Origin of the sequence: Nocardia sp. NPDC050710, assembly GCF_040654375.1 — a bacterium.
In the GTDB taxonomy this organism is placed as follows: domain Bacteria; phylum Actinomycetota; class Actinomycetes; order Mycobacteriales; family Mycobacteriaceae; genus Nocardia.
Genome location: NZ_JBFAHV010000031.1, coordinates 1 through 21,314, shown reverse-complemented (window position 1 = coordinate 21,314; position 21,314 = coordinate 1). Strand labels below are relative to the sequence as shown.

Sequence of the window (21,314 nt, the reverse complement as noted above, 5' to 3'; positions counted from 1 at the left end):
CGGTGCGGGCGTGGGGCGTTCATTATTTCACCGGCGCGCGCGGTTACCACCCAGGTTTCGATAACCCCTGAGTTAAAGGCGTATGAATCATCTCACTATGTCGCCGGATCGGGCCGACGTTATCGCGCGAGTTCGGCCGCGTGGGAACCGGAGGTCGCGGGTGAAAGCAGTTGGAGGGCACGATGCCGGTCCATTCGGATACCGGCGCGCTTCGCGGGCGCGTGCCGAGCCGCTGCCGCGGTAGTCGGCCCTACTGTCGAGGTAGGTCCAGGTCGGCCATCTCCTGCTCGATCGCATTGGCCGCGAAATCTACGCCACTGGAGCGTAATTCGTGAACCCGGCGCTGTAGCGCCTCGATGCCGCCTGGTTGGGCCGCGATATCCGCGACACTGATCCGCCCCTTCGGCCGGTGCATACTAGAGTCCCTGTACGCCACCGTGATACCTCCTACCTGCACGCCACGCCACCCGCCACCCCCGGGCGGGCTCGCCTCCAGCATTCATCGCTGGACGAAACGTCTCGGCAAGAGCCCCCGGGACGCCGGGCATGCAGGCAAAATGTTATCAGCCGTTCCTACTGGACGCTTGATCGGTGTGCGATGTCTCACACTATCCGCGCGCCCCGATGGTTGGCCATGTTGTGCAGGTATACCGTGCCGTTGAGCCGGATTCCGTCCCGCTCGGCCTCACTCAATTCGCGGCGCACCTTGCCCGGCACGCCCGCGACGAGCGAACCCGGCGGGATCTGCGCGCCCTCCGGAATCAGCGCATTGGCGGCGATCAGGCTGCCCGCGCCGATCACGGCGCCGTTGAGCACTGTCGCGCCCATACCGACCAGCACATCGTCGCCGACCGTGCAGCCGTGCAGGATCGCGTTGTGCCCCACCGAAACGCCCGAGCCGACGGTCAGCGCGAAGCCGGGGTCGGCGTGCAGGACACATCCGTCCTGGATATTGGTCCGGGCGCCGACGGTGATGTCCTCCAGGTCCGCGCGCAGCACCGCGCCGTACCAAATGCTGACCTCCGCGGCCAGATGCACCCGTCCGATCACGGTCGCGTTGGGCGCGATCCAGGCGCTCTCATCGATCTTCGGCGCAACTCCGCCGACCTCAATCATCATGCTTGGCAACCTAGCGACCCCGCGGTGCGGCCCGTGCGGCAGCCTCCCGACCGCCTCCCACTGCCGCGTGAGCAGGCCGGAACGAGTTGCGGTGCGCGGCCGGGCTGGTGCCGAGGATGCGGTGGAAATGGTGTCGCAGGCTGACGGCGGTACCGAACCCGGTATCGGCGGCGATGCGGTCCATGGTGTCGTCGGTGGATTCGAGCAGTAGCCGGGCGCGGTCGGTGCGCTGGTGCAGCAGCCACTGCTGGGGGCTGCTGCCGGTGCGATCGCGGAAGCGCCGGGTGAAGGTGCGCCGCGACATCAGGGCGATGCGCGCCCAGTGGTCGAGGTCGATCGGATCGCCGAGATGCGTTCGGGCCCAGACCATTGCGTGTTCGATGGGATCGTCGTCGGCGGCATCGGGGATGGCCACCGGAATGTACTGGGCCTGGGATCCGCTGCGATGCGGCGCGGTCACCAGGGCGCGAGCCAGTTCGGTGGCGGCCCGGCTGCCCAGGTCGTGGCGAACCAGGTGCAGGCAGCAGTCGAGGGCGGCGGCGACGCCCGCCGAGGTGATGATGTCGCCGAGATCCGACCACAACGTGTCTGCGCGCACCCGGACCGCGGGGTAGGCGCGGGCCAGTTCGGTAGCGGCGGACCAGTGCGTGGTGATCTCGCGTCCGTCGGCCAGACCGCTGGCCGCGACGGCCCAGGCGCCGAGGCACAGCCCGACGATGCGGGTTCCGCGCCCGTGGGCGTCGTGCAGGGCGGCGCGCAGATCATCGGAGATGCCCGCGCCGCGAATCCAACTGGGGATCACGATGGTCTCGGCCCATTCGAAGGTTGCCAGGCCGTGCTTGACGCCGATGTCGAAACCGGCCGGGGTGGTGAGGGTTCCGGCCCTTTCGGCGCACACCCGCACCTCGTAGGGAGCTCGACCCTCGGCGCCGATGCGGCCGAAAACCAGCGACGGTACGGACAGGTGGAACGGACTGATGCCCTCATATGCGAGGACGGCCACGGTGCGCATGGCCCGATCTTAGCGCTAGGTGACCTTCGGGCCACTGGTATCCGCGCTCGATCCCCACCAAGATCAACGTCATGACCGAGACGATCGAACGCACCACCCTCGAGGCCCTCCACATCGGCGGACCCACCCTTCGGTTCCGCTACGCGGGCCTGACCTGGCTCACCGACCCGACGTTCGATGCACCCGGCGACTACCCGGGGCCCGTCACGCTGCACAAGCTCAGCGGCCCCGCGGTGTCCGCCGACCAGGTCGGGCCGGTCGACGTAGTACTGCTTTCGCACGACCAGCACGCCGATAACCTCGACACCTCCGGCCGCGCCTTCCTCGGCACCGTCGACACCGTGCTCTCCACACCGGACGCCGCCGGTCGGATCGACGGCGTGCGCGGCCTGGAGAAGTGGGAGACGGTCACCATCGGCGAGACGCTGGTGACCGCGGTGCCCGCCCAGCACGGGCCGGAAGGCAGCGAACCCATCAGCGGCGTGGTGGCCGGATTCGTCCTACAGGCCGAGGGGGAGCCGACGGTGTACGTATCCGGCGACAACGCTTCGGTCGACATCGTCGCGCAGATCGTCGACCGGATCGGCCGCATCGATATCGCGATCCTCTTCGTCGGCGCCGCCAATATCGGAATCTTCGGGGACAGCGACGTCACGCTGAACGCGCGGACCGCCGTCGCGGCCGCGGAAGTGCTCGGCGACGCGATCGTCGTTCCGGTGCACGCCGAGGGATGGGGGCACTTCAGCGAAACGCTCGACCACCTCGGCCGCATGTTCGAGTACGCGGGCCGGGGGCATCAGTTGCGTATTCCGCCTGCGGGGCAGGCGATCTCGATCTGACGACCGGACCGTCCCGGTCCAGGCGGACATTCTTCGCGTTGATCGGCAGGTTTCGTGCAAATGCGCGCGTGAGTGTCCGCTCCGGCCGGAGGTTTGCCGGGCGCGCCCTCGTGGCGAACCGGGCGCGGGTGGTCCACGATGGCGTTATGAGGATCGGAGTTCCGCGGGAGGTCAAGGAACAGGAGTTTCGGGTCGCGCTGACGCCGGCGGGCGCCGGGGAACTGGTCCGGCTCGGGCACGAGGTGCTGATCGAGGCGGGCGCCGGGGTCGGGTCGGCATTCGCCGACGCCGAGTACGCCGCGGCGGGGGCGCGGCTGGTTCCCACCGCCGAGCAGGTGTGGTGGGAGGGGGACCTGTTACTGAAGGTGAAGGAGCCGATCGCGTCGGAGTATCCGCGGATGCGTAAGTCGCAGGTTCTCTTCACGTATCTGCACCTGGCCGCATCGCGCGAGTGCACGGACGCGATTCTGCGCTCCGGTATCACCGCGATCGCCTACGAGACGGTGCGCGCCGCCGACGGTTCGCTCCCGCTGCTGGCACCGATGAGCGAGGTCGCGGGCAGGCTCGGCACCCAGGTGGGCGCGTACCACCTGATGGCCCCGCTGGGCGGTGCCGGAGTGCTACTGGGCGGTGTGCCCGGCGTTCGGCCCGCCGATGTGGTGGTGCTCGGCGGCGGTGTGGCCGGAACCAATGCCGCGACGGTGGCCGCTGGGATGGGTGCCCGGGTGACCGTGCTCGACACCAACCTGGCCCGGCTGGGTGAGCTCGATGCCCGATTCCACGGCCGGATAGCGACGCTCGCGTCGAATCCGGTCGAGATCGAGCGGGCCGTGCTCGCCGCCGACCTGGTCATCGGGGCGGTACTGGTACCGGGTGCGCGAACGCCGAAGCTGGTCTCCGAGGAACTCGTCGCGCAGATGCGCCCCGGCTCGGTCCTGGTCGACATCGCCATCGATCAGGGTGGCTGCTTCGCCGGTTCGCGCCCGACCACACACGCGAATCCCACCTTCCGCGTCGCGAATTCGCTCTACTACTGCGTGGCCAACATGCCCGGTGCGGTGCCGCACACCTCGACCGTGGCCCTGACCAATGCGACGCGACCATACGTGCGTGCGATCGCCGACCGGGGGTGGCGCGAGGCGTGCGCGGCGAATCCGGATCTGGCGCACGGGTTGACCGCCCACAGCGGACGCCTGCTGTCGGCGGAAGTCGCGGCGGCGCACGGCTATTCGGCGCCACATCCGGTCGGCCTCGCTGGGTGAGGGCGGTGCGGCCGCCTACTCCGTCTCCGGCTCCGCGCTCAGGTACCAGTCGGGGGCTCCGCTGGTCGGAAGGTCGTGCAGTTTGTCGGGGTTGCGGATGACGTTGATGGCGACGATGCGGCCCGCGTCGATGGTGAAATCGAAGACACCGGTGTGGGTGCCGTCGAAGACCACCAGACCGGGCTGGCCGTTGACCAGTACCGCGCGTCCCCACGCGCCCTTGGCCGACGGAGCGTGGTACCAGCCGAGCAGCATCTTCGCGATGAGCTCGGCGCCGTGCACCGGCTGCCGGATCGCGGGCACCTTGCCGCCGCCGTCCGCGGTGAGGCTGACATTGGCGTCGAGCACACCGAGCAGCGCGCTCAGGTCACCCGAACGCCAGGCCAGCGAGAACGCCGAAACGACCTTCTCCTGCTCGTCGGCCGACGCGGGGAACCGGGGTGTGCCGTCCTCGACCCGCTTGCGTGCGCGGGAGGCGAGCTGGCGCACCGCGGCCGGGGTGCGGCCGACTACCTCGGCCACCTCGGGCCCGCTCATGCCGAAGACGTCCTGGAGTACGAAGGCGGTGCGTTCGGCCGGGGACAGTGACTCGAGCACCACCAGCAGCGCGGTGGTGACCCGCTCGTCCTGGGTGATCCGGTCGGCCGGATCGTCCCAGCTGGTGACCTCCGGTTCGGGCAGCCATTCGCCGACATACTGTTCCCGGCGGGCCCGTGCCGAACCCAGGTAATCCAGGGCCAGCCGCCCGGTGACGGTGGTCAGCCAGGCCCGCAGATTGTCGATCTCATCCGCTTTGCCTGCCTCGTGCTGACGTTGCAGCCGCAGCCATGCCTCCTGCACCACATCGTCGGCGTCGGAGAGGCTGCCCAACGTGCTGTAGGCAAGCCTGCGCAGGTAGGGACGATGCTCTTCGAACTGCCGAGCCAGTTCGGCGGTGTCGACGGGTTCGGAGGGCTTGTCGGATGTCACTGCAACCACCATTCGGTCACGCGGCCCCGGAGGGCGGGTCTGTCTAGTGCGTCATCGGAATGACGACGCCGGGGCCACGAGTGTGACACCCGGTCTCCGCCGGAACCGGCACGGTCCCAGCCACCGGGAGCTGACTCACTGGCCGAGCCCGGCACGCATGAATCCTCATGCGGCCGGTATCAGCAGCCTGTCAGGAGGTCCAGGGACCGATGCCGCCGACCCTTTCGATGCGGATGCGGGTGAGGAAGCCGGGGGGCGCGTTATCCGGCGGGAAGTCCGCGTCCGGGCTGGCGAGGGTTTCGGCCAGTTCCGCGAGCAGTTCCGGCGCACCGCCCTCGACGACGCGGGCGGTGCCGGTGATCGACAGGTACGGCCGCATGATGTCGCCGCGTTCGGAAGACAGGATGGTCACCGCCACTCGTCCGTCACGCCGGACATTGCGGACCTTCTGGTATTCGCCCAAGTGCGCGGTGACGAGCTCATCGCCCTCCGATGTCGATTGCAGTGCCACCCACACCACACTGACCTGTGGACTCCCGTTGGGATTGAGCGTCACCAGCGTGGCATCGGCGCCGGCGCCGATGAGTGCGCGAGCGGCATCGTCGAGTCTCATGCTGTTGTTCTACCGTGCGCCAGTCGGTTTCATTCCCACCGCATCCGGCGCGAGCCTGAGTCGCCCGCCCGATGCCGCGGTGAGTGGGGGCGGGGCCGGAGACTCGGCTACCCTCGCCGGGTGCAGACGGGGAAATCGACCGCGGTGGGGTTGGTGCTCGGGTTCGCGCTCGATCGGGCGTTCGGGGATCCGCGGCGGTGGCATCCGGTGGCCGGATTCGGATCGGCGGCAAGCGCGTTGGAGATCAGGACGTATGCGGATCGGCGGTCCGCGGGCGTCGTGCACGAAGTGGTTGCGGTGGGAGCTGTCGTCGGGCTCGGGTTCGCCGTGCGTCGCGCCGGGATGGTCGGGACCGCGCTCGCCACCTGGACGGTGCTCGGCGGACGCAGTTTGGCTCGCACCGGGCGGGAGATGGCGGATCGGTTGGAATCCGGTGACGTGACCGCGGCCCGCGCGCTGCTGCCGGCGCTCTGCGGCCGCGACCCCGAGGTACTCGACGCGGACGGATTGGCACGCGCCGCACTGGAATCCATCGCCGAGAACACCGCCGACGCGACGGTCGCGCCGCTGCTGTGGGGCGCGATCGCCGGGGTGCCGGGCCTGCTCGGCTACCGGGCGATCAACACCCTCGACGCCATGATCGGCTACCGCGACGACCGCTACCGCCGCTTCGGTTGGGCCGCCGCCCGTACCGACGACCTGGCCAATCTGATCCCGGCGCGCGTCACCGGCTTACTCACCGCCGCTCTGGCCCCGGTGGTCGGGGGCCGTCCCGCCGCCGTACTGCGCGCCTGGCGCCGCGATGCCGCCAAACATCCCAGCCCCAATGCGGGAGTCGTCGAGGCCGCCATGGCGGGCGCGCTCGGCATTCGCCTCGGCGGGCGCACCCACTATCGATACGGCATCGAATTACGCCCCACACTCGGTGACGGCCCCGCCCCGACGGTTCCGGATCTGCGCCGCGCGGTGCGCATGTCCGAGGCGGTCCAGGCCGCGGCGGTGCTCGTCGCGGCCGGATGTGCCGTGGTGTGGCCCCGGCGGGCGGCGGTTGCGCGTATCCGTCAGGAGCGGTTGCGTCCGTAGCGGTCGGCCAGGCGGGCCTCGGGTGAAGCCGGGGTTTCCGCCGCGCCCGAGGCGGGCGTCGCAGGCTCGGTGACGGAGGATTCGGCCGGGGGCGGACCGGATCGAGCGGCCCTCTCCCTACGGCGTTCGCGGATCTCGGCGTACACGAAATACCCGAGTCCGAGCGGCGCCATGATGCCGAAGGCCAGCCACTGCAGGCCGTAGGACAGGTAGGGGCCCGCGTCGAGCTGGGGGAGCGGGGTGGGGGTGAAGGCGCCGGGCTGGTTCTCCGACAGCTGGAGATAGCCGCCGCGTTCACCGGCGGGGATGGCGGTGAGCGGCACCTCGAGGACGCCCGCCTCCTGGGTGGTGTCGATCGAATAGACCTGCCGGTAGCCGTCCTGGGTCAGCGGATCCTTGCCGGGGGTGATGCTCTCCGACATGCGGACGCGGCCGTCGAGACGTTGCGGTCCGGCGGGTGGGTCGGGGATCCGCGGCGGGCGCGCGGTGCCGTCGACACCGGCTACCAGGCCGCGGTCCACCAGCAGGATGCGGCCGTCGGTGAGTTGGAAGGCGGCGAGCACCGCATAGCCTGGTGCGCCGTCCAGATGTCGAAGCCGTACCAGCACGGTGGAGTTCGGCAGGTAGCTGCCCGCGGCGGTGATTCGTCGCCACTCGTTGTGGGTGTCGGGGCCGGTTCCGTCGAGCACCGTCGTGATGTCGACCGGGTCGGCGCGCACCGAATCCGCGATCAGCTGATTGCGATGCGAGGTGGCGGTGTTCTTGCCGAGCTGCCACGGCGCCAGCACCGTGAAACACAGGTAGGCGAAGGCTGCCACCAGCACGGCCAGGATGAGCCAGCTGGGGCGCAGCAGAAAGGCGAGACGGCGCATTACGGCCGCCCGTCGGGCTCGGGTTCGCCGAGCACCTCGCGCACCCAGTCCAGCAGGCCGGGGATGGCGGCCTCGATCTGATCGCGCACCAGCTCGAAATCGGCGCTGCCGCCGTAGTAGGGATCCGGCACATCGGGTCCGTCGGCATCGGGATCGAAGCTGCGCAGCAGCCTGCGCCGGTCGGAGGGGATGCCGAGGCGGGCCAGTTCGCGTTCGTGGCCGCGGTCGAGTGCGATGAGCAGATCGGCATCGCGATGGTCCGCGCCGAGCGCCGCCGCCTCATGCCCGATCGGATAGCCGTACTTGCGCAATGTCGCGGTGGTGCGCGGATCGGCGTCGTCGCCGATATGCCAGCCGGTGGTGCCCGCGCTGCTCACCCGCACCCGATCGGCGAGTCCGGCCTCGCTCAGATGGTGCGCGAACATTTTCTCCGCCATCGGCGATCGGCAGATGTTGCCGGTACAGACGAACGATATGTGCAGCTCACCCACGACAGCCATTCTGGCCGGTACCACTACTACGCCGCCACGTAGGGTGTGGACTTGTGCCCTCCGACACCGTCGATCACGCGAAATTGCGCCACCACGGCGATGTGGACGTATACCCGGGCATGCTCGATTTCGCGGTGAATGTGCAGGGCAGCGCGCCGCCGGAGTGGTTGCGCGCCCGGCTCGCCGCCCGCCTCGATGATCTCGGTCGCTATCCGAGCGCCGCCGCCGATCTCGCCGCGCGCACCGCCGTGGCGGCCCGGCACGGCCGCACCCCCGACGAGGTATTGCTGCTGGCGGGCGCGGCCGAGGGTTTCGCGATGGTGCCGAAACTCGCGCCCCGGCTGGCCGCCGTGATCCATCCGTCGTTCACCGAACCCGAGTTGGCGTTGCGCGAGGCGGGCATCCCGGTGACCCGCGTCGTACTCGAGCCGCCCTACCACCTCGACCCGGCCGCCGTACCCGCCGAAGCCGACCTGGTGGTGCTCGGCAACCCCACCAACCCCACCTCGGTGCTGCACCCCGCCGACACGGTGCGCGCCCTGCGTCGCCCGGGTCGCGTCGTCGTGGTCGACGAGGCCTTCGCCGACGCCGTGGTCGGCGAGCCGGAATCGGTGGCCCGTGCCGCCACCCCCGACCTGCTCGTCCTGCGCAGTCTGACCAAGACCTGGGCATTGGCGGGCCTGCGCTGCGGATATGTCCTCGGCGACCCCGGCCTGCTCGCCCGCCTGAACCACGGCCGCGCCCACTGGCCGCTCGGCGCCCTGCAACTCGAGGCGATCACCGCGACCGCCGAACCGGAGGCGGTCGCGGCGGCGCAAGAGCGGGCCGCCGTCATCGCCGAGAACCGTGCCGCGATGGTCGACCGACTCACAGCCCTCGGTATCCACGTACACACTCCCGCCCACGGACCCTTCCTCCTGCTGCGTGTCCCCGACGGCGAACTGCTCCGCAAACATGTGGTGGGTCGAGGGATCGCGGTTCGCCGGGCCGACACCTTCCCCGGGCTCGGTCCGGACCACCTGCGGGTGGCGGTTCGTTCGGCGGCGGAGGTGGACCGATTGGTGGCGGCGATCCGCGCGGCGGGGGTGTGATCGTGCCGGAGCCGGTGCGGCGCGGCCGGTCCCTATCGCGTCGTAGTGGCGCACCGGTCGGGAATCGAGACGACCGCGGGCGTCTCATCGCGCGGAGTATCCGCGGATGTTTGTGCGGGGTAGGCGAATCGGAAGGAGACGAGGGATGACGACGCTGGCGGAGCTCATCGGGGTGCTGGACACGGCCTATCCGCCGAAGTTGGCGGAGTCGTGGGATTCGGTCGGGTTGGTGTGCGGTGATCCGGCGGACAAGGTGACCCGGGTGCTGTTCGCGGTGGATGCGACCGCGGCGGTGGTCGACGAGGCCATCGACTGGCGGGCACACGCCTTGGTCGTGCACCATCCGCTGCTGTTGCGCGGGGTGGATACGGTGGCGGCGGATACGCCGAAGGGCGCACTGCTGCACCGGCTGATCCGCTCCGGATGCGCGCTGTTCTCAGCGCATACGAACGCCGATTCCGCCGACCCCGGCGTCTCCGATGCGCTGGCGGCGGCGCTCGGCCTCATCGTCACCGGCCCACTCGATCCGAAACCCACCGTCGCCGTGGACAACTGGGTGGTCCAGGTGCCGCGCACACACACCGATGCGATGCTGGCGGCGCTGTTCGCGGCCGGTGCGGGCGGCACGGGGAACTACCACGACTGCGCCCTGCGGGTACCTGGCACCGGCCAGTTCCGTCCGATGTCCGGCGCCGACCCGGCCATCGGCACGATCGGCGAGCTCCAGCAGGTGGACGAGGACCGTATCGAGGTCATCGCACCGCCCGCGGCCCGTCGGGCCGTGCTGGCGGCTCTGCACGTCGCCCACCCCTACGAGGATCCCGCCTACCACGTCACCGAACGCGCACCGCTGCCCTCCGGCCTCGGCATCGGCCGGGTCGGTGTACTGCCGGAACCGGAAACATTGCGCGCCTTCACCTCCCGCGTCCGCGCCGCCCTGCCGCAGACGGTGTGGGGTGTGCGCGCCGCGGGGGACCCGGACCGGATGATCGAGCGCGTCGCGGTCTGCGGTGGCGCGGGTGACTCCTACCTCGGCGCGGTGTCCCGGCTCGGGGTCGACGCCTACGTCACCTCCGATCTGCGCCACCACCCGGCCGACGAACACTTGCGCGCCGGCGGCCCCGCCCTCGTCGATGCCGCCCACTGGGCCACCGAATTCCCATGGTGCGCCCAAGCCGAGGGGATAGTCCGAAACGCGCTGCCCGAGCTGGACACCCGGGTTTCGTTCCTGCGGACCGACCCGTGGACGGTCACCGGCACGGACTGACCCCGCCGGGCATCGGGCTGCCCACAGGAACAGGAGCGAATATCCGGCGAACGGCGGCGCCGGTAGGATTTCCTACTCGTGGATGCGACTGCGGACGATGCGATGGTGGCCGTACCCGCGGGGCCGGTGACGCTGTCGGATCGGCGGACTCAGCGGCGTTGGGAGGTCGCGGTCGGGGCTTATCGGATCGGGGCGTTCCCGGTTACCCAGGCGCTCTACGCGGAGGTCACCGGGGAGTGGCCGAGCGTGGCGCGGGGCGGGCGGCTGCCCGTCGAGAGCGTCTCCTGGCCGGACGCGATCCGGTTCTGCAATGCGCTGTCTCGCCGCGAGGGCCGCGATCCGGCGTACCGCCTGGACGCCGCGTCGGATCACGTCGAGTGGAATCGCGCCGCGGACGGCTATCGGCTGCCGACCGAGGCGGAGTGGGAACTCGCCTGCCGAGCGGGTACGTCCGGCCCCAGATATGGCGAGCTCGATGAAATCGCCTGGTACCGGGGCAATTCCGAGGGTCGATTGCGCGAGGTCGGCGGCAAGCGGCCGAATGCGTGGGGCCTGTACGACATGCTGGGCTCGGTGTGGGAGTGGTGCTGGGATATCTACGACGCGGAGGTCTACGGCGGCTACCGGGTGTTGCGTGGCGGCGGCTGGTTCGACGAACACTGGAGTTGCCGGGCGTCGGTGCGCCGCCGCAGTCACCCGACGTTCCGGGTCGATGACGTGGGATTGCGCCTGGTCCGTTCCGGCTCGGCGTGAGCCCGTCACACACGACGGCATGGGCACATGGCAGGGTGGGCTCGGATGGCGCCCGTCACCGCCCGGACCCGAGCGGATCGCCGAACCTAAGAGGCTGGTGTCGATGGAACTGACGGTGAATGACGGCGCGGCGACCGCGATCGCGGAGATCCTGGAGGACTGGGGTTCGGCGTTGGGCGCGGATCACCGCGGATATCTGAATCATGCGATCCGCGTCGTACAGGTCGCGGACCTGCTGCATCTGCGGGCCGGTGGCGGCGAGGCCGAACTGCCCAGCGGCCGTCTCGAATTCATTGTCGCCGCGGCGTTCCACGACCTCGGCATCTGGAGCGACGGTACCTGGGACTATCTGCCGCCCTCGATCGAGCGGGCGCGGCAGTGGCTCACTGAGTCCGGTCACGAGGACCGGATCCCATTGGTGACCACCATGATCGATGATCACCACAAGCTGCGCCCGGCGGGGGAGCCGCTCTCGCCCATCGAACTGTTCCGCAAAGCGGACACGGTGGACTTCTCCAGTGGCGTCCTCCGATTCGGTATTCCATCCGGTGACTATCGTGCGGTTCGCCGGGCCTTCCCCAGTTCGGGATTCCACCGGAAGCTGGTCCGACTCGCGGCCGCGGCGGCCGTGCGCCATCCCCTCGACCCGGCGCCGATGGTGAAGTTCTAGCTACCGGTCCACCACCACTTCTCGTCCACCGCAAGATCTTTGCGTTCGGCCGTGCGTCGCCGACGGCATACCGATCCGCGTGTCGCGGTTGTTGCCGGTGTGTCGCGCGGTTCACCCGAATCGAATGCCGCCGACCGGGTACAACTACCGCATGAACTACCCGGTGGACTTCGGGTTCGTGCAGATCGGCCTGATTCTGCTCATCCTGATCGCGGTGGCGCTGCTGATTTCGGCGCTGGTAATGGTGCGCAAGGTCGGACCGCGGGTGCTGCTCGGGCGGGGTGCGGGTGGACTCGTACTGCTCATCATCGCGGTGGGATTGCTCTGGGTGGCGACGCTGCTACAGACCTACCTCGGATTGAGCGGAGAGATCAAGGCCGCGCATGTGGTGGTGAAAGAGGTTGCCGGGCAGGAGCATCAGCTGGAGGTCGACCTCACCCTCTACGGTGACGACGACCACCCGGAGCGCAGGCAGACGTACCGGGTACAGGGCGACCTGTGGGCGCTACAGGCCAATATCGTCGAGCTGGAGCCATGGGTGAACGCGCTCGGCTTCCACTCCGGCTATCGCGTCACCCGCCTGTACGGCCAGCGCCTCGACGGCGTCGCGACGACCCAGAACCAGATCTTCGTCAACGGCGACGATCAGGACTTCTTCGCCGATATGCGCGAAGGTAAGTGGTACACCGAGCCTTTCGTCCGCTCCGCTTACGGTAACGCCGTCATCGGGACGCCCGGTGAATACGACGTCTTCATCTCTCACGACGCCATCAAGGCCCGCGCGACGGGCAGCTAGCTCGCCGTCGGGATGGCCCATCCGGAGGAACCCGGCGTACCCCTCACCCGCGTCCGGTGGATGCCAGGCGCGTGCCCGGAATGCCGGATGCCACGCCCGCCCGACTTGCCGCCGGGCACCGACCTGCCGGATTCGGTGCGCTGCCGGATCGTCGCCGACCCTCTCGCGACGCTGCTCAAGCTGTCCAGCGGTACCGATTGCCCGGTTCCCTCGTTTCCCGCCCCGGGGTCAGCTACCTGGGCGGACGCGATCCGGGCTCACCTGTTCGCCGGTGCGGCCCCCGGTATACATCCACTCCGAGTGGCCTCACACCCGATCACCCCGTACCCGAGGTACGGTTGAGCACTGGTATTCGCCCGCCCGCGGCGGTCCGGATACCTCCCCACCCGTCCATAGTGTTCAGGAGTTTCCCCGCGTTGAATGTCGAACCACCGATCCAGGCCAAGCTGCTCCAGCTCGCCGCTGTCGACGTCGAGCTGACTCGGATCGCGCATCGCCGGACCGTGCTGCCCGAGCAGCAGGAGGTGGCGCGGCTGGAGGGGGAGCGCAATGCGCACAAGGATGCCGCCGTGGCGGTGGAAATCCAGCTCGATGATCTCGATCGGGACATCAAGAAGCTGGAAGGGGAGATCGACGCGGTACGTAAGCGGGAGGACCGCGACCGCGACATGCTCACCGCGGGATCGGTGAACGCCAAGCAGCTTTCGGAAATCCAGCACGAGCTGGGCAGTTTGGAGCGGCGGCGATCGGTGCTGGAGGACGAACTGCTCGAGGTGATGGAGCGTCGCGAGGCCGCCGCCTCCGATCACGATCACGCGGGCGCTCGCCTCACCAAGACCGAAGAGGAGCTCGCGGCGGCCCAGCGGCAGCGCGACGAGGCGCTGGCGGATCTGGACGTGGCGCAGGGGCGGTGCGATAAGGACCGGGCCGGCCTGATCGATCGGTTCCCGGCCGAGCTATTGACCATCTACGACCGGCAGCGCACCCAGCACGGTGTCGGTGCGGCGCTGTTGCAGGCACGTCGCTGCGGTGCCTGCCGGATCGAACTGGACCGCGGCGAGATCGCGCGCATCGCCAAGACCGCACCCGAGGTCATCGTGCGCTGTCCCGAATGCGGCGCGATCCTGGTACGGACCAAGGAATCGGGGTTGTGACCGATCCGGCGCGCATCCCGGCCGCTGTATGGCGGGCCGGGGAGCGTCGCCGGAGATGAGTCGGCGCGTGGTCGCGCGGCGGCCGAATGACGGGCGTGGCCGGTGGCCGGTCGGGTCGTGACGTCGAGTGCGCATTGCGGTCGAGGGCGGTCGGGTCCATGGGCCGTTGGCAGTGCGGTGATGAACGAGGAGATCGGGTGAGCAACGAGCATGTCGTCGTCGAGGCCGACGGTGGTTCGCGCGGCAATCCGGGGCCCGCGGGATACGGCGCGGTCGTTTTCGACGCCGATCACGCGCGGGTGCTCGCCGAGCGCCGCGAATTCGTCGGTGTGGCCACGAATAATGTGGCCGAATACCGCGGGCTGATCGCCGGGCTGGAGGCGGCGGCCGAGCTGGGCGCCCGCACGGTGGACGTGCGGATGGACTCCAAACTCGTCGTCGAGCAGATGTCGGGGCGCTGGAAGGTCAAGCACGCGTCCATGATTCCGCTGGCCGACCGAGCCCGCAGGCTGGTCGCTGGTTTCGACCGGGTGAGCTTCACCTGGATCCCGCGCTCCGAGAACTCGCACGCCGATCGCCTGGCGAACGAGGCCATGGATGACGCCACCCTGGTCGACGAGGTGCGCACGGCCCGCGCCGCCGGACACGGTGACTACCCGTCGAGTGCGCACCGCGCGGTGGATGGCGCGACCGGTGCCGTAGCCGAGCCGAGTGCGGCGATCTCGCGTGCCGACTCCTCGAACGCGACGGCCGAAACGGGTTCGGGGCAGTTCACCGCCCCGGGCTGGACCGGCGCCGTCGGCCGCCCGACGCGGCTACTCCTGCTGCGGCACGGGCAAACGGAACTGTCGGTGCAGCGGCGGTATTCGGGGCGGGGAAATCCGCCGCTCACCGAGCTCGGGCGGGAGCAGGCGGCGCGCGCCGCGAAGATGCTGGCGGCCAAGGGGAATATCGCGGCCGTGGTGAGCTCGCCGCTGAGCCGAGCTCGGGAGACCGCGGAGGCGGCGGGCGCGGCGCTGGGGGTTCCGGTGCGGATGCTCGACAGTCTCATCGAAACCGATTTCGGCCAGTGGGAGGGCCTGACATTCGTCGAAGCCGCGCAGCGGGACCCCGAGCTGCACGCCCGCTGGCTCGGCGATCCGTCGACCGCGGCGCCGGGCGGTGAGAGTTTCGATCAGGTCCGCGAGCGGATCGAAGCGGCCCGCCGCGACCTGGTGGCGCTGTATCCCGGCGCGAACGTGGTGGTGGTCAGCCACGTGACGCCGATCAAGACGCTATTGCAGCTGGCGCTCGGCGTCGGCCCGTCGCTGCTGTACCGCCTCCACCTGGACTTGGCCTCACTGTCGATCGCCGAGTTCTACCCCGACGGCGGATCATCCGTTCGCCTCGTCAACGACACTTCCTACCTGGGCTGATAGCCGGGACGTACAACTGCCGACCATCTCCCGGCGATCGGTACCGGCATCGCGCCGCGGTCCGTGCCATCGGCACAACGGTTGGATGCCCGAGAGTCGACGACCGGTGCTTCTCGACTCCGCTGCGGTGGTGAAACCTTCGAAGCGGGTAGTACATTTCGAGGCTCGATCGAGCCGGTGTGGGCCGCGTGTCGCACCCTGTGGAAATATGACGCAGCGCACATCGGTGTTGTGGATCGAGCCCGGTGCCTCAATGGCGAGGTAGCCAACTGTTAACCGGCCGTTGGGCAGGTGTAGCCGCGCAGTTCGTGGCCTACATCGGAGTGGGTGTTATAAGTGCCCACGGTGGCCGTGCGGATTGTCGGGGCGGTACCCCATGATGTGTGGATGCGGTTGATGCGCGGGGGAATCCGGGTGTCGGCCCGAGGTTTTCGAGAAGGAGAGTAACTACTGTGAAATTCAGAGGGATGGCGGCCGCGATTGCCGTCATCGCGGGTGTCGGTGCCGCCGTTGCGGGCGCCGCGCAGGCCGCGCCGGGGAAGGTTGTGCTGGGCGGCAGCTCGGGCATCATCTTCGACAACAATTCCGCGTGCTCGCTGACCGCCATCGGCTATGACAATGCCGGTCGGCTGGTCGGCCTGACCGCCGGGCACTGTGCGCCCGCAGGCGCGCGGCTGGCCTCGGAGAGCGCGCTGGATGCCGGAGCGGTCGGCGTGGTGGCCTATTCCGACAATGGGGAGGGTCTGGATTTCGCGGTTCTGCAATTCGATCCCGCGAAGGTCAACCCGGTGCGCAGTGTCGGCGCCACCACCATCAACGGCATCGGCGGCGCACCCGCTCCCGGCACCACCGTGTGCTCGAACGGGCGCACCAGCGGCCCCGGCTGCGGCGTGGTCTGGGGCAACCTCGACGAGAGCGTCACCGTCAACCAGGCCTGCTCCAAGCCCGGCGATTCCGGTGGCCCGGTCACCGTCGGCGACCGTCTGGTAGGCATGAACCAGGGCAGGCTCACCGGCCTCGCCGGCATCGGCTTCGACCTGCCGTGCGCCACGGCCGCCAACCCCATCCACTCGCCGGCCTTCTTCGCGCCGATCGACGTCATCCTCGCGGCGGTCAATGCCACGGGCGGCGTCGGCAGCGGATTCCGGCCCGTCTGAGCCGACTACCCGTCGCGTCGAGCTACGCATTCACCGCCGCGCGCCCACGCAGGGCCGCGGCGGTGAATGCGTTGAGGGGGTAGAACAATTCGATCGCCAGCTCGGAGAGGGTGACGTCGGCGGGCGCCCCGAACGTGGCCATGGTGCTGAACATCGACAGTTCGCCGACCGGGGTCCGGACCCTGATGGGCACCTGGAACGGCGTCGGTTCCAGCAGCTGCTCATCCGCCGGATCGGGCCGGTGCGGATAGTCCGAAACCTCGTCGTGGAGTGCCCGAAGCTGGTTGTCGCCGGTGGCACTGACCTGCCTGGCCAGGCGTTCCAGGAACAGTTCGCGCACCTGGCCCAGATTGGCCAGCCGCCCGGACAGCCCCTCCGGATGCAACACCAGCCGATACACGTTCGGCTGCGGCAGGAGCAGGTGGTCGGGGACGCCGTCCATCAGCACCGCCATGGCGGCATTGCCGGTCACCACATTCCACAGTCGATCCACCACCACCGCCGGATACGGTTCGTGCGCCGTGAGCATGGTGTCCAGGGCGGACCGGACGGCCGCCAGATCCGCGTCGTCCAGACTGGATTCGCGGTAGGCGGGGGCGTAGTCCGCCGCGAGCAGCAGCGTATTGCGTTCTCGCAGCGGTACTTCCAAGGCCTCGCAGAGCCGCAGCACCATGGTCCGGCTCGGTTTGGCGCGCCCGGTCTCCACATACGACAGGTGCCGCGCCGAGGTGTCGGCGGTCAGCGCCAGATCCAACTGGCTCAACCTGCGCCGCCTGCGCCATTCGCGCAGTAGCGCGCCGACCCGGGAACCGTTCTCCACCTGCGTCTGTGCCACCCGAGCAGGGTAGTTACCGCCGGGTGCGCGCCACCATGACCTCGGAGGTTATTGAGACCGTCACCTCGTCCCGGCATCGTGGTCGCCGCACGGTCCCGACGAATCGACCAGGAGTTGGATATGAGCACCGCGATCGCCACCCGCCCCACGCTCGGCCTGCGTACGGCGCTGCGCCTGGACGGCTGGGGGACCGGCACGTTCGGTGCGGTACTGCTGGCCTGCGCCGCACCACTGAGCGACCCGCTCGGACTGCCGACGACCTGGTCGGTGCCGTTCGGGGTGGCCATGCTCGGCGGCGCCCTCGCATTGCTGCTGATCGCGGGCTACCCGCGGATCTCCCCGCGGCACGCGAGCGCGGTGGTGGGCGTCAACGCGTTGTGCGCCGTGGGGATGGTGGTGTTGGCATGCTCCGGTGCACTGGACCTCACCGCCCTCGGGATCGCCTTTTTCCTGATCGGAGCCCTCGTGGTGGCCGTGTTCGCGGCATTGGAGCTCGCGGGCCTGTGCCGGGGCATCGAATAGGTGCCGAGCGATCATCGTCGCGATTGATCAGTGCGGGCGCGAGTTGTGAGGCCGGTTCGCAGATAAGAATTCGGCGTCGGTCAATCGAAGACGGGCACGTGTAGGCGTGTGGTGTAGGTGCCCGCGCGGTCGAGGGCGTCGTGTGCCGCGTCCAGTTCGATCATGGCCTCTTCGAAGACTTCCCTGGCACCCGCGACGCAGTAGGCCGGGGTGGTGAGTGCGCCGATGCCATCGGTGTCGAGGAGCAGGCCCGACGATGGAAGCGCGCGGTAGTCGTCGGTCAGGTCTCCGAGTGCGCGGCGTAACTCGGCCAACTGCGCGAGGAGCTCGCGTCGCCGCGCCTCCAGGAGCTGCGGGTCGGTCATGGCGAGCCCTCGATTCGATTGGGGGAGTGCGACACTCGCAATCTACTCCGGTACGGCCTTCGCGGCTGTCGGCCCGGTCTGGCCCACGTTCGAGCCGGTTGGCCCGACGCGACGGACTGCGCACGGATCGCATGGGTCCGCTCAGCCTTGCGCGGTGGTACCGCGGAGTGCGGAATCGAGTTTGGCGAGGAAGCGGGCGAAGTGGGGGTCGGATTCGGGGACGGCGAAGCGGTCGATATCCCACCAGCGGCCCGCGCTGAATTCGCGGGGGTCGAGGGTGTATTCGCGGGTTCGGTCGCCGCGGATCACATACCAGAGGCTGACGTCCTCGTGGCCGGCGTGTGCGCCGATGGTGGTGGTGACGGTGAGGAACAGGGGGTCGGTGCCGACGACATCGAATTCGGCGTCGATGCCCAGCTCTTCGCCTGCCTCTCGGCGCGCCGCCGCGAGGGGATGCTCGCCGGGGTCGGGGTGTCCGCCGGTGGGCAACCAGAGCCCAGCGAGCAGGTGTCTGCCGAGGAAGACCGCGCCCGCATCGGGATCGACGAGCACCACGTAGGAAACCAGATGCCGGGGCGGCACCGCGGGTTTCGCGCGCCGGAACACATCGTCGGTCGACGCCAGCCAGGCCAGTGTCGTGTCGATATGTGCCCGCTCGAGGTCGTCGAAGGCTGCGATCCCACCCACGATCTCGGCGACCATGGCCGTTGCTGGGTTCATGGCCCGCGACTGTAGCGACACCCACCGACACTGATGGGATCGGCGTCACGCACCGCCGCTGACGCCGACGGCCCCGCGCATGTGGCGTTCAGCAGAGCCCCGCGAGCTTGTAGAGGACCAGACTCCCGGCCACCGCGACATTGAGACTGTGGCCGGTACCGACCATCGGTATCTCGACGGTGCGGTCGAGGTATTCCAGCCCTTCCGGTGGTATCCCGTCGGTTTCGTGGCCGAGCACCATGATGGTGCGCTTGTGCGCGGGTTCCAGGTCGGCGAGCCGAATGGATTCGTCGGTGAGTTCGACGCCGAGGAGTGCGGAACCCCCCGCGCGCTGACGTTCCAGCCAGCGGTCGACGCGGCCATCGATCCAGTGCACGCATTGCCGCTTGCGCAGGGTGTTGCCGTGGGCGAGGGCATCGGGCACCCACGGACGCCGCGGTACGGCCATGCACGCGCCCACCGCGTCGCAGGTGCGCAGCAGTGTGCCGAGATTGGCGCCGTGTTTGGGCCACAGCGGGGCGGCGAACAGATGATTCCAGCAGCCGTGCGCGCGTTGCCTGCGTTGCCTGCGCAATTCGGGGCGGGTGCGAATCCGCGCGGCCGTCATGAGTGAATGGGAAGACCCTTCCCAAGGGAGAGAATGAGATTCATCGCAACGATGCTTCGCGGCGCATCGGGGCCATCGACGAGGGCAGTGGTCTCATGGTAGCGGATCCCGCCACCATGCCGGAACGGTGTCCCGCTCGCAGGGGGCGCTGCTCGGCCGGAGGCCCCGGCTTTGTCATTTCCGGGACTGTCGCCGGTCGAGCGCTGCGTTGATCAGCGTACGCGCAGCTTCGCCGGTCACAGATTGGCGAGCCAAGATATCGAAAGCGCGTCCGTAGATCGCTATTTCTCGAGGCTGAGTAATTGTCAGCTCCGCCGCTGTTCCCTCCACCATTACCATGCGATTATCGAACATGACGAAACTGGTCGAAACTATCAGGGCTTCGGCTGTAGCCGGAATGATCCCTATCGTGATCCGTGGCATTCCGATAATTGACCCGAGCCGATCGAGTTGGCCTCTCATTACATCATCATTCCCGACCGTCGTATGGAGCGATTGTTCGCTTACGAGGAAGTGGAAAAGGTGATCGCGCTGGTAGAGGATGCGTTGTCGTTCCATTCGCTTGGATACCCCCTCCTCTAAGTCGTCAGGGATTTGGTAGAACTCGATATGCGGCCTGAGTAATGCTTCCGCATATTCGGCTGTTTGAAGTAGGCCGGGCACCACCTGTGTGGTATAGACGCGGAGATTTCTTGCCTCCGCTTCGAGCTTCACTGATTTCTGCTGCCGACGTTTCATACCGGTAGCGAGAATACGCCGCCATTCCAGATAAGCGCTGTCTATGTTGTGGAGGGTGGCTAGAAGGTCCGCAAGCTGGTCGGATGCGTCTGTGTGCTCGCAGTAGGCATGGATATCAGCGTCAGACGGTTTGATTCGTCCGTACTCGATCTTGGAGACTTTCGACTCATGCCAGCCGGACAACTCGGCAAGCCTCCGGCCGGACAGTCCGGCCCTGCGGCGAAGCTCCCGGAGTTGCGCCCCGAGAGCTTCTCGCGCTTCGTCAACCCCGGTCACTGCCGAATGTGAGCGTTATCGACATATTCGGCATATGGGCTCGCCAACTCCCAAAGCCGTTGTTTTACACCCTGGCAGTATTCGATAATCCGGGGATCGGTGGTTGCGGCTACCGCTTCCGCCTGCGACCCGTGCTCGTCCCACAGGTTGTAAACCACCCGCTCATTGTCGATGAGCCACCAATCATCGGGCGGCACTTCTCCTGCGAGATGACGCGGCACATACCGGATATCCTCGCCAGCATCGACGTTGCTCCCGGTTACCGACAAGAGCCACCGCTGATAGTCGGTGTGTGGGACCGTGACCACTCTTATGCGGCTCATCATCACGCCTCGTCCGGTTGTTTCCTGGACAAGGTCGACCCAATCGTTCTTGTAGTCGTCAACTATCGGACGTTCGCCGTCGAGGAATCGACGGAATCGCTCGGATTCTTGTGGAACAGCGTAGGAGTCCCTGGCCTCCAGGTGAAAAGCTTGTTTCTTGCATCCGTGGAAAAGCTCTACCCAAGTTGTCCACTCATTTCGAAGGTACTGCACCGTAAAAAGTCCTCCGCTTCATCGGCACTTCGACTGCCGTTTCGTTGTCGGCCAGGTCTAGCCTCGATCTTTCGCTCGGCCGTCGGCCGGGCGTGTTCGGTTTCGGATTGGGTTTCCGGTCGCTGATTGGCGACCGGTGGGCAGCGTGGGGT

25 protein-coding genes are annotated in these 21,314 nt (G+C 68.4%); 12 read left to right on the top strand and 13 right to left on the bottom strand.

The window, feature by feature from the left end; translation table 11 throughout:
* Window positions 1-250: 250 nt before the first annotated feature.
* The 3 genes from AB0H61_RS34690 to AB0H61_RS34680 form a co-directional block, all read right to left on the bottom strand.
* Window positions 251-415 (bottom strand): hypothetical protein, encoded by a 165-nt coding sequence (locus tag AB0H61_RS34690; RefSeq protein ID WP_357311993.1) that lies wholly within the window; start codon window positions 413-415, stop codon window positions 251-253.
* Window positions 416-603: 188 nt separating this feature from the next.
* A complete protein-coding gene (locus AB0H61_RS34685; RefSeq protein WP_357311992.1) occupies window positions 604-1,119 on the bottom strand; it encodes a gamma carbonic anhydrase family protein in 516 nt (171 codons plus the stop codon).
* Window positions 1,120-1,129: 10 nt separating this feature from the next.
* Window positions 1,130-2,131 carry a helix-turn-helix domain-containing protein gene (locus AB0H61_RS34680; protein ID WP_357311991.1) on the bottom strand — a complete coding sequence of 334 codons (1,002 nt, stop codon included), beginning with the start codon at window positions 2,129-2,131 and terminating at the stop codon, window positions 1,130-1,132.
* A 71-nt stretch (window positions 2,132-2,202) separates the two neighbouring features.
* Here AB0H61_RS34680 and AB0H61_RS34675 point away from each other — a divergent pair, with 71 nt between their 5' ends.
* Together AB0H61_RS34675 and ald are read left to right on the top strand one after the other, a co-directional pair.
* Window positions 2,203-2,970 (top strand): MBL fold metallo-hydrolase, encoded by a 768-nt coding sequence (locus tag AB0H61_RS34675; protein ID WP_357311990.1) that lies wholly within the window; start codon window positions 2,203-2,205, stop codon window positions 2,968-2,970.
* A gap of 146 nt (window positions 2,971-3,116) precedes the next feature.
* Window positions 3,117-4,232, top strand: a complete 1,116-nt coding sequence (ald, locus tag AB0H61_RS34670) for an alanine dehydrogenase (protein WP_357311989.1) — start codon at window positions 3,117-3,119, stop codon at window positions 4,230-4,232.
* Between the two features lie 15 nt (window positions 4,233-4,247).
* Here ald and sigJ read toward each other — a convergent pair whose 3' ends face one another.
* Together sigJ and AB0H61_RS34660 are read right to left on the bottom strand one after the other, a co-directional pair.
* Window positions 4,248-5,201, bottom strand: coding sequence for an RNA polymerase sigma factor SigJ (gene sigJ, locus AB0H61_RS34665; RefSeq protein ID WP_357311988.1), 954 nt, complete (start codon window positions 5,199-5,201; stop codon window positions 4,248-4,250).
* Window positions 5,202-5,391: 190 nt separating this feature from the next.
* Entirely contained in the window at window positions 5,392-5,814 is a 423-nt protein-coding gene (locus AB0H61_RS34660; RefSeq protein WP_357311987.1) for a PPOX class F420-dependent oxidoreductase, read from the bottom strand.
* A 120-nt stretch (window positions 5,815-5,934) separates the two neighbouring features.
* On the opposite strand from AB0H61_RS34660, the gene AB0H61_RS34655 reads away from it, so the two are divergent.
* Window positions 5,935-6,897, top strand: a complete 963-nt coding sequence (locus AB0H61_RS34655; protein ID WP_357311986.1) for a cobalamin biosynthesis protein — start codon at window positions 5,935-5,937, stop codon at window positions 6,895-6,897.
* Here AB0H61_RS34655 and AB0H61_RS34650 read toward each other — a convergent pair.
* Entirely contained in the window at window positions 6,876-7,769 is an 894-nt protein-coding gene (locus AB0H61_RS34650) for an SURF1 family cytochrome oxidase biogenesis protein (RefSeq protein ID WP_357311985.1), read from the bottom strand. The genes AB0H61_RS34655 and AB0H61_RS34650 overlap by 22 nt on opposite strands.
* A complete protein-coding gene (locus AB0H61_RS34645; protein WP_357311984.1) occupies window positions 7,769-8,269 on the bottom strand; it encodes a low molecular weight protein-tyrosine-phosphatase in 501 nt (166 codons plus the stop codon). Before AB0H61_RS34645 ends, AB0H61_RS34650 begins: the two co-directional genes overlap by 1 nt.
* Before the next feature lie 44 nt (window positions 8,270-8,313).
* Here AB0H61_RS34645 and cobC point away from each other — a divergent pair, with 44 nt between their 5' ends.
* From cobC to AB0H61_RS34605, 8 genes are all read left to right on the top strand, one after another.
* On the top strand, window positions 8,314-9,351 hold the full coding sequence (gene cobC / locus AB0H61_RS34640) for an Rv2231c family pyridoxal phosphate-dependent protein CobC (protein WP_357311983.1): 1,038 nt from the start codon (window positions 8,314-8,316) through the stop codon (window positions 9,349-9,351).
* A 145-nt stretch (window positions 9,352-9,496) separates the two neighbouring features.
* Complete coding sequence (locus AB0H61_RS34635; RefSeq protein WP_357311982.1) at window positions 9,497-10,618, top strand: Nif3-like dinuclear metal center hexameric protein; 1,122 nt, start codon at window positions 9,497-9,499, stop codon at window positions 10,616-10,618.
* A 102-nt stretch (window positions 10,619-10,720) separates the two neighbouring features.
* Window positions 10,721-11,371, top strand: a complete 651-nt coding sequence (locus AB0H61_RS34630; protein WP_357312109.1) for a formylglycine-generating enzyme family protein — start codon at window positions 10,721-10,723, stop codon at window positions 11,369-11,371.
* Between the two features lie 103 nt (window positions 11,372-11,474).
* Window positions 11,475-12,041 carry a hypothetical protein gene (locus tag AB0H61_RS34625; protein WP_357311981.1) on the top strand — a complete coding sequence of 189 codons (567 nt, stop codon included), beginning with the start codon at window positions 11,475-11,477 and terminating at the stop codon, window positions 12,039-12,041.
* A 151-nt stretch (window positions 12,042-12,192) separates the two neighbouring features.
* A complete protein-coding gene (locus tag AB0H61_RS34620; RefSeq protein WP_357311980.1) occupies window positions 12,193-12,837 on the top strand; it encodes a hypothetical protein in 645 nt (214 codons plus the stop codon).
* A 416-nt stretch (window positions 12,838-13,253) separates the two neighbouring features.
* Window positions 13,254-13,991, top strand: a complete 738-nt coding sequence (locus tag AB0H61_RS34615; protein ID WP_357311979.1) for a C4-type zinc ribbon domain-containing protein — start codon at window positions 13,254-13,256, stop codon at window positions 13,989-13,991.
* Window positions 13,992-14,188: 197 nt separating this feature from the next.
* Window positions 14,189-15,406: a bifunctional RNase H/acid phosphatase gene (locus AB0H61_RS34610; RefSeq protein ID WP_357311978.1), complete on the top strand. Its 1,218-nt coding sequence runs from the start codon at window positions 14,189-14,191 to the stop codon at window positions 15,404-15,406.
* A 452-nt stretch (window positions 15,407-15,858) separates the two neighbouring features.
* Window positions 15,859-16,563 (top strand): hypothetical protein, encoded by a 705-nt coding sequence (locus AB0H61_RS34605; RefSeq protein ID WP_357311977.1) that lies wholly within the window; start codon window positions 15,859-15,861, stop codon window positions 16,561-16,563.
* A gap of 22 nt (window positions 16,564-16,585) precedes the next feature.
* On the opposite strand, the gene AB0H61_RS34600 is transcribed toward AB0H61_RS34605, so the two are convergent.
* On the bottom strand, window positions 16,586-17,398 hold the full coding sequence (locus AB0H61_RS34600) for a helix-turn-helix transcriptional regulator (protein WP_357311976.1): 813 nt from the start codon (window positions 17,396-17,398) through the stop codon (window positions 16,586-16,588).
* 120 nt (window positions 17,399-17,518) lie between these two features.
* Between AB0H61_RS34600 and AB0H61_RS34595 the strand changes: the two genes are divergently transcribed.
* Entirely contained in the window at window positions 17,519-17,920 is a 402-nt protein-coding gene (locus AB0H61_RS34595; RefSeq protein ID WP_357311975.1) for a hypothetical protein, read from the top strand.
* 80 nt (window positions 17,921-18,000) lie between these two features.
* Here the strand turns inward: AB0H61_RS34595 and AB0H61_RS34590 are convergent, their stop codons facing one another.
* The 5 genes from AB0H61_RS34590 to AB0H61_RS34570 all read right to left on the bottom strand — a co-directional run bounded on the left by AB0H61_RS34590 (window position 18,001) and on the right by AB0H61_RS34570 (window position 21,162).
* The gene (locus tag AB0H61_RS34590; RefSeq protein ID WP_357311974.1) at window positions 18,001-18,285 is read right to left on the bottom strand and encodes a hypothetical protein; all 285 of its coding nucleotides are present in this window, start codon (window positions 18,283-18,285) and stop codon (window positions 18,001-18,003) included.
* Between the two features lie 141 nt (window positions 18,286-18,426).
* A complete protein-coding gene (locus AB0H61_RS34585) occupies window positions 18,427-19,005 on the bottom strand; it encodes an NUDIX domain-containing protein (protein WP_357311973.1) in 579 nt (192 codons plus the stop codon).
* Window positions 19,006-19,093: 88 nt separating this feature from the next.
* Window positions 19,094-19,612 carry a TrmH family RNA methyltransferase gene (locus AB0H61_RS34580; protein WP_357311972.1) on the bottom strand — a complete coding sequence of 173 codons (519 nt, stop codon included), beginning with the start codon at window positions 19,610-19,612 and terminating at the stop codon, window positions 19,094-19,096.
* A gap of 174 nt (window positions 19,613-19,786) precedes the next feature.
* Window positions 19,787-20,626 (bottom strand): helix-turn-helix transcriptional regulator, encoded by an 840-nt coding sequence (locus AB0H61_RS34575; RefSeq protein ID WP_357311971.1) that lies wholly within the window; start codon window positions 20,624-20,626, stop codon window positions 19,787-19,789.
* Window positions 20,623-21,162, bottom strand: a complete 540-nt coding sequence (locus AB0H61_RS34570; protein WP_357311970.1) for a DUF6879 family protein — start codon at window positions 21,160-21,162, stop codon at window positions 20,623-20,625. The genes AB0H61_RS34575 and AB0H61_RS34570 overlap by 4 nt, the downstream gene beginning before the upstream one ends.
* Between the last annotated feature and the right edge of the window lie 152 nt (window positions 21,163-21,314).

What these genes read in the sequence shown, in the direction of transcription:
- AB0H61_RS34690 (WP_357311993.1), bottom strand. Translation starts at nt 415, where the DNA reads ATGCACCGGCCGAAGGGGCGGATCAGTGTCGCGGATATCGCGGCCCAA.
- AB0H61_RS34685 (WP_357311992.1), bottom strand. Translation starts at nt 1,119, where the DNA reads ATGATGATTGAGGTCGGCGGAGTTGCGCCGAAGATCGATGAGAGCGCC.
- AB0H61_RS34680 (WP_357311991.1), bottom strand. Translation starts at nt 2,131, where the DNA reads ATGCGCACCGTGGCCGTCCTCGCATATGAGGGCATCAGTCCGTTCCAC.
- AB0H61_RS34675 (WP_357311990.1), top strand. Translation starts at nt 2,203, where the DNA reads ATGACCGAGACGATCGAACGCACCACCCTCGAGGCCCTCCACATCGGC.
- ald (WP_357311989.1), top strand. Translation starts at nt 3,117, where the DNA reads ATGAGGATCGGAGTTCCGCGGGAGGTCAAGGAACAGGAGTTTCGGGTC.
- AB0H61_RS34660 (WP_357311987.1), bottom strand. Translation starts at nt 5,814, where the DNA reads ATGAGACTCGACGATGCCGCTCGCGCACTCATCGGCGCCGGCGCCGAT.
- AB0H61_RS34650 (WP_357311985.1), bottom strand. Translation starts at nt 7,769, where the DNA reads ATGCGCCGTCTCGCCTTTCTGCTGCGCCCCAGCTGGCTCATCCTGGCC.
- AB0H61_RS34645 (WP_357311984.1), bottom strand. Translation starts at nt 8,269, where the DNA reads ATGGCTGTCGTGGGTGAGCTGCACATATCGTTCGTCTGTACCGGCAAC.
- AB0H61_RS34635 (WP_357311982.1), top strand. Translation starts at nt 9,497, where the DNA reads ATGACGACGCTGGCGGAGCTCATCGGGGTGCTGGACACGGCCTATCCG.
- AB0H61_RS34630 (WP_357312109.1), top strand. Translation starts at nt 10,721, where the DNA reads ATGGTGGCCGTACCCGCGGGGCCGGTGACGCTGTCGGATCGGCGGACT.
- AB0H61_RS34625 (WP_357311981.1), top strand. Translation starts at nt 11,475, where the DNA reads ATGGAACTGACGGTGAATGACGGCGCGGCGACCGCGATCGCGGAGATC.
- AB0H61_RS34620 (WP_357311980.1), top strand. Translation starts at nt 12,193, where the DNA reads ATGAACTACCCGGTGGACTTCGGGTTCGTGCAGATCGGCCTGATTCTG.
- AB0H61_RS34595 (WP_357311975.1), top strand. Translation starts at nt 17,519, where the DNA reads ATGAGCACCGCGATCGCCACCCGCCCCACGCTCGGCCTGCGTACGGCG.
- AB0H61_RS34590 (WP_357311974.1), bottom strand. Translation starts at nt 18,285, where the DNA reads ATGACCGACCCGCAGCTCCTGGAGGCGCGGCGACGCGAGCTCCTCGCG.
- AB0H61_RS34585 (WP_357311973.1), bottom strand. Translation starts at nt 19,005, where the DNA reads ATGAACCCAGCAACGGCCATGGTCGCCGAGATCGTGGGTGGGATCGCA.
- AB0H61_RS34580 (WP_357311972.1), bottom strand. Translation starts at nt 19,612, where the DNA reads ATGACGGCCGCGCGGATTCGCACCCGCCCCGAATTGCGCAGGCAACGC.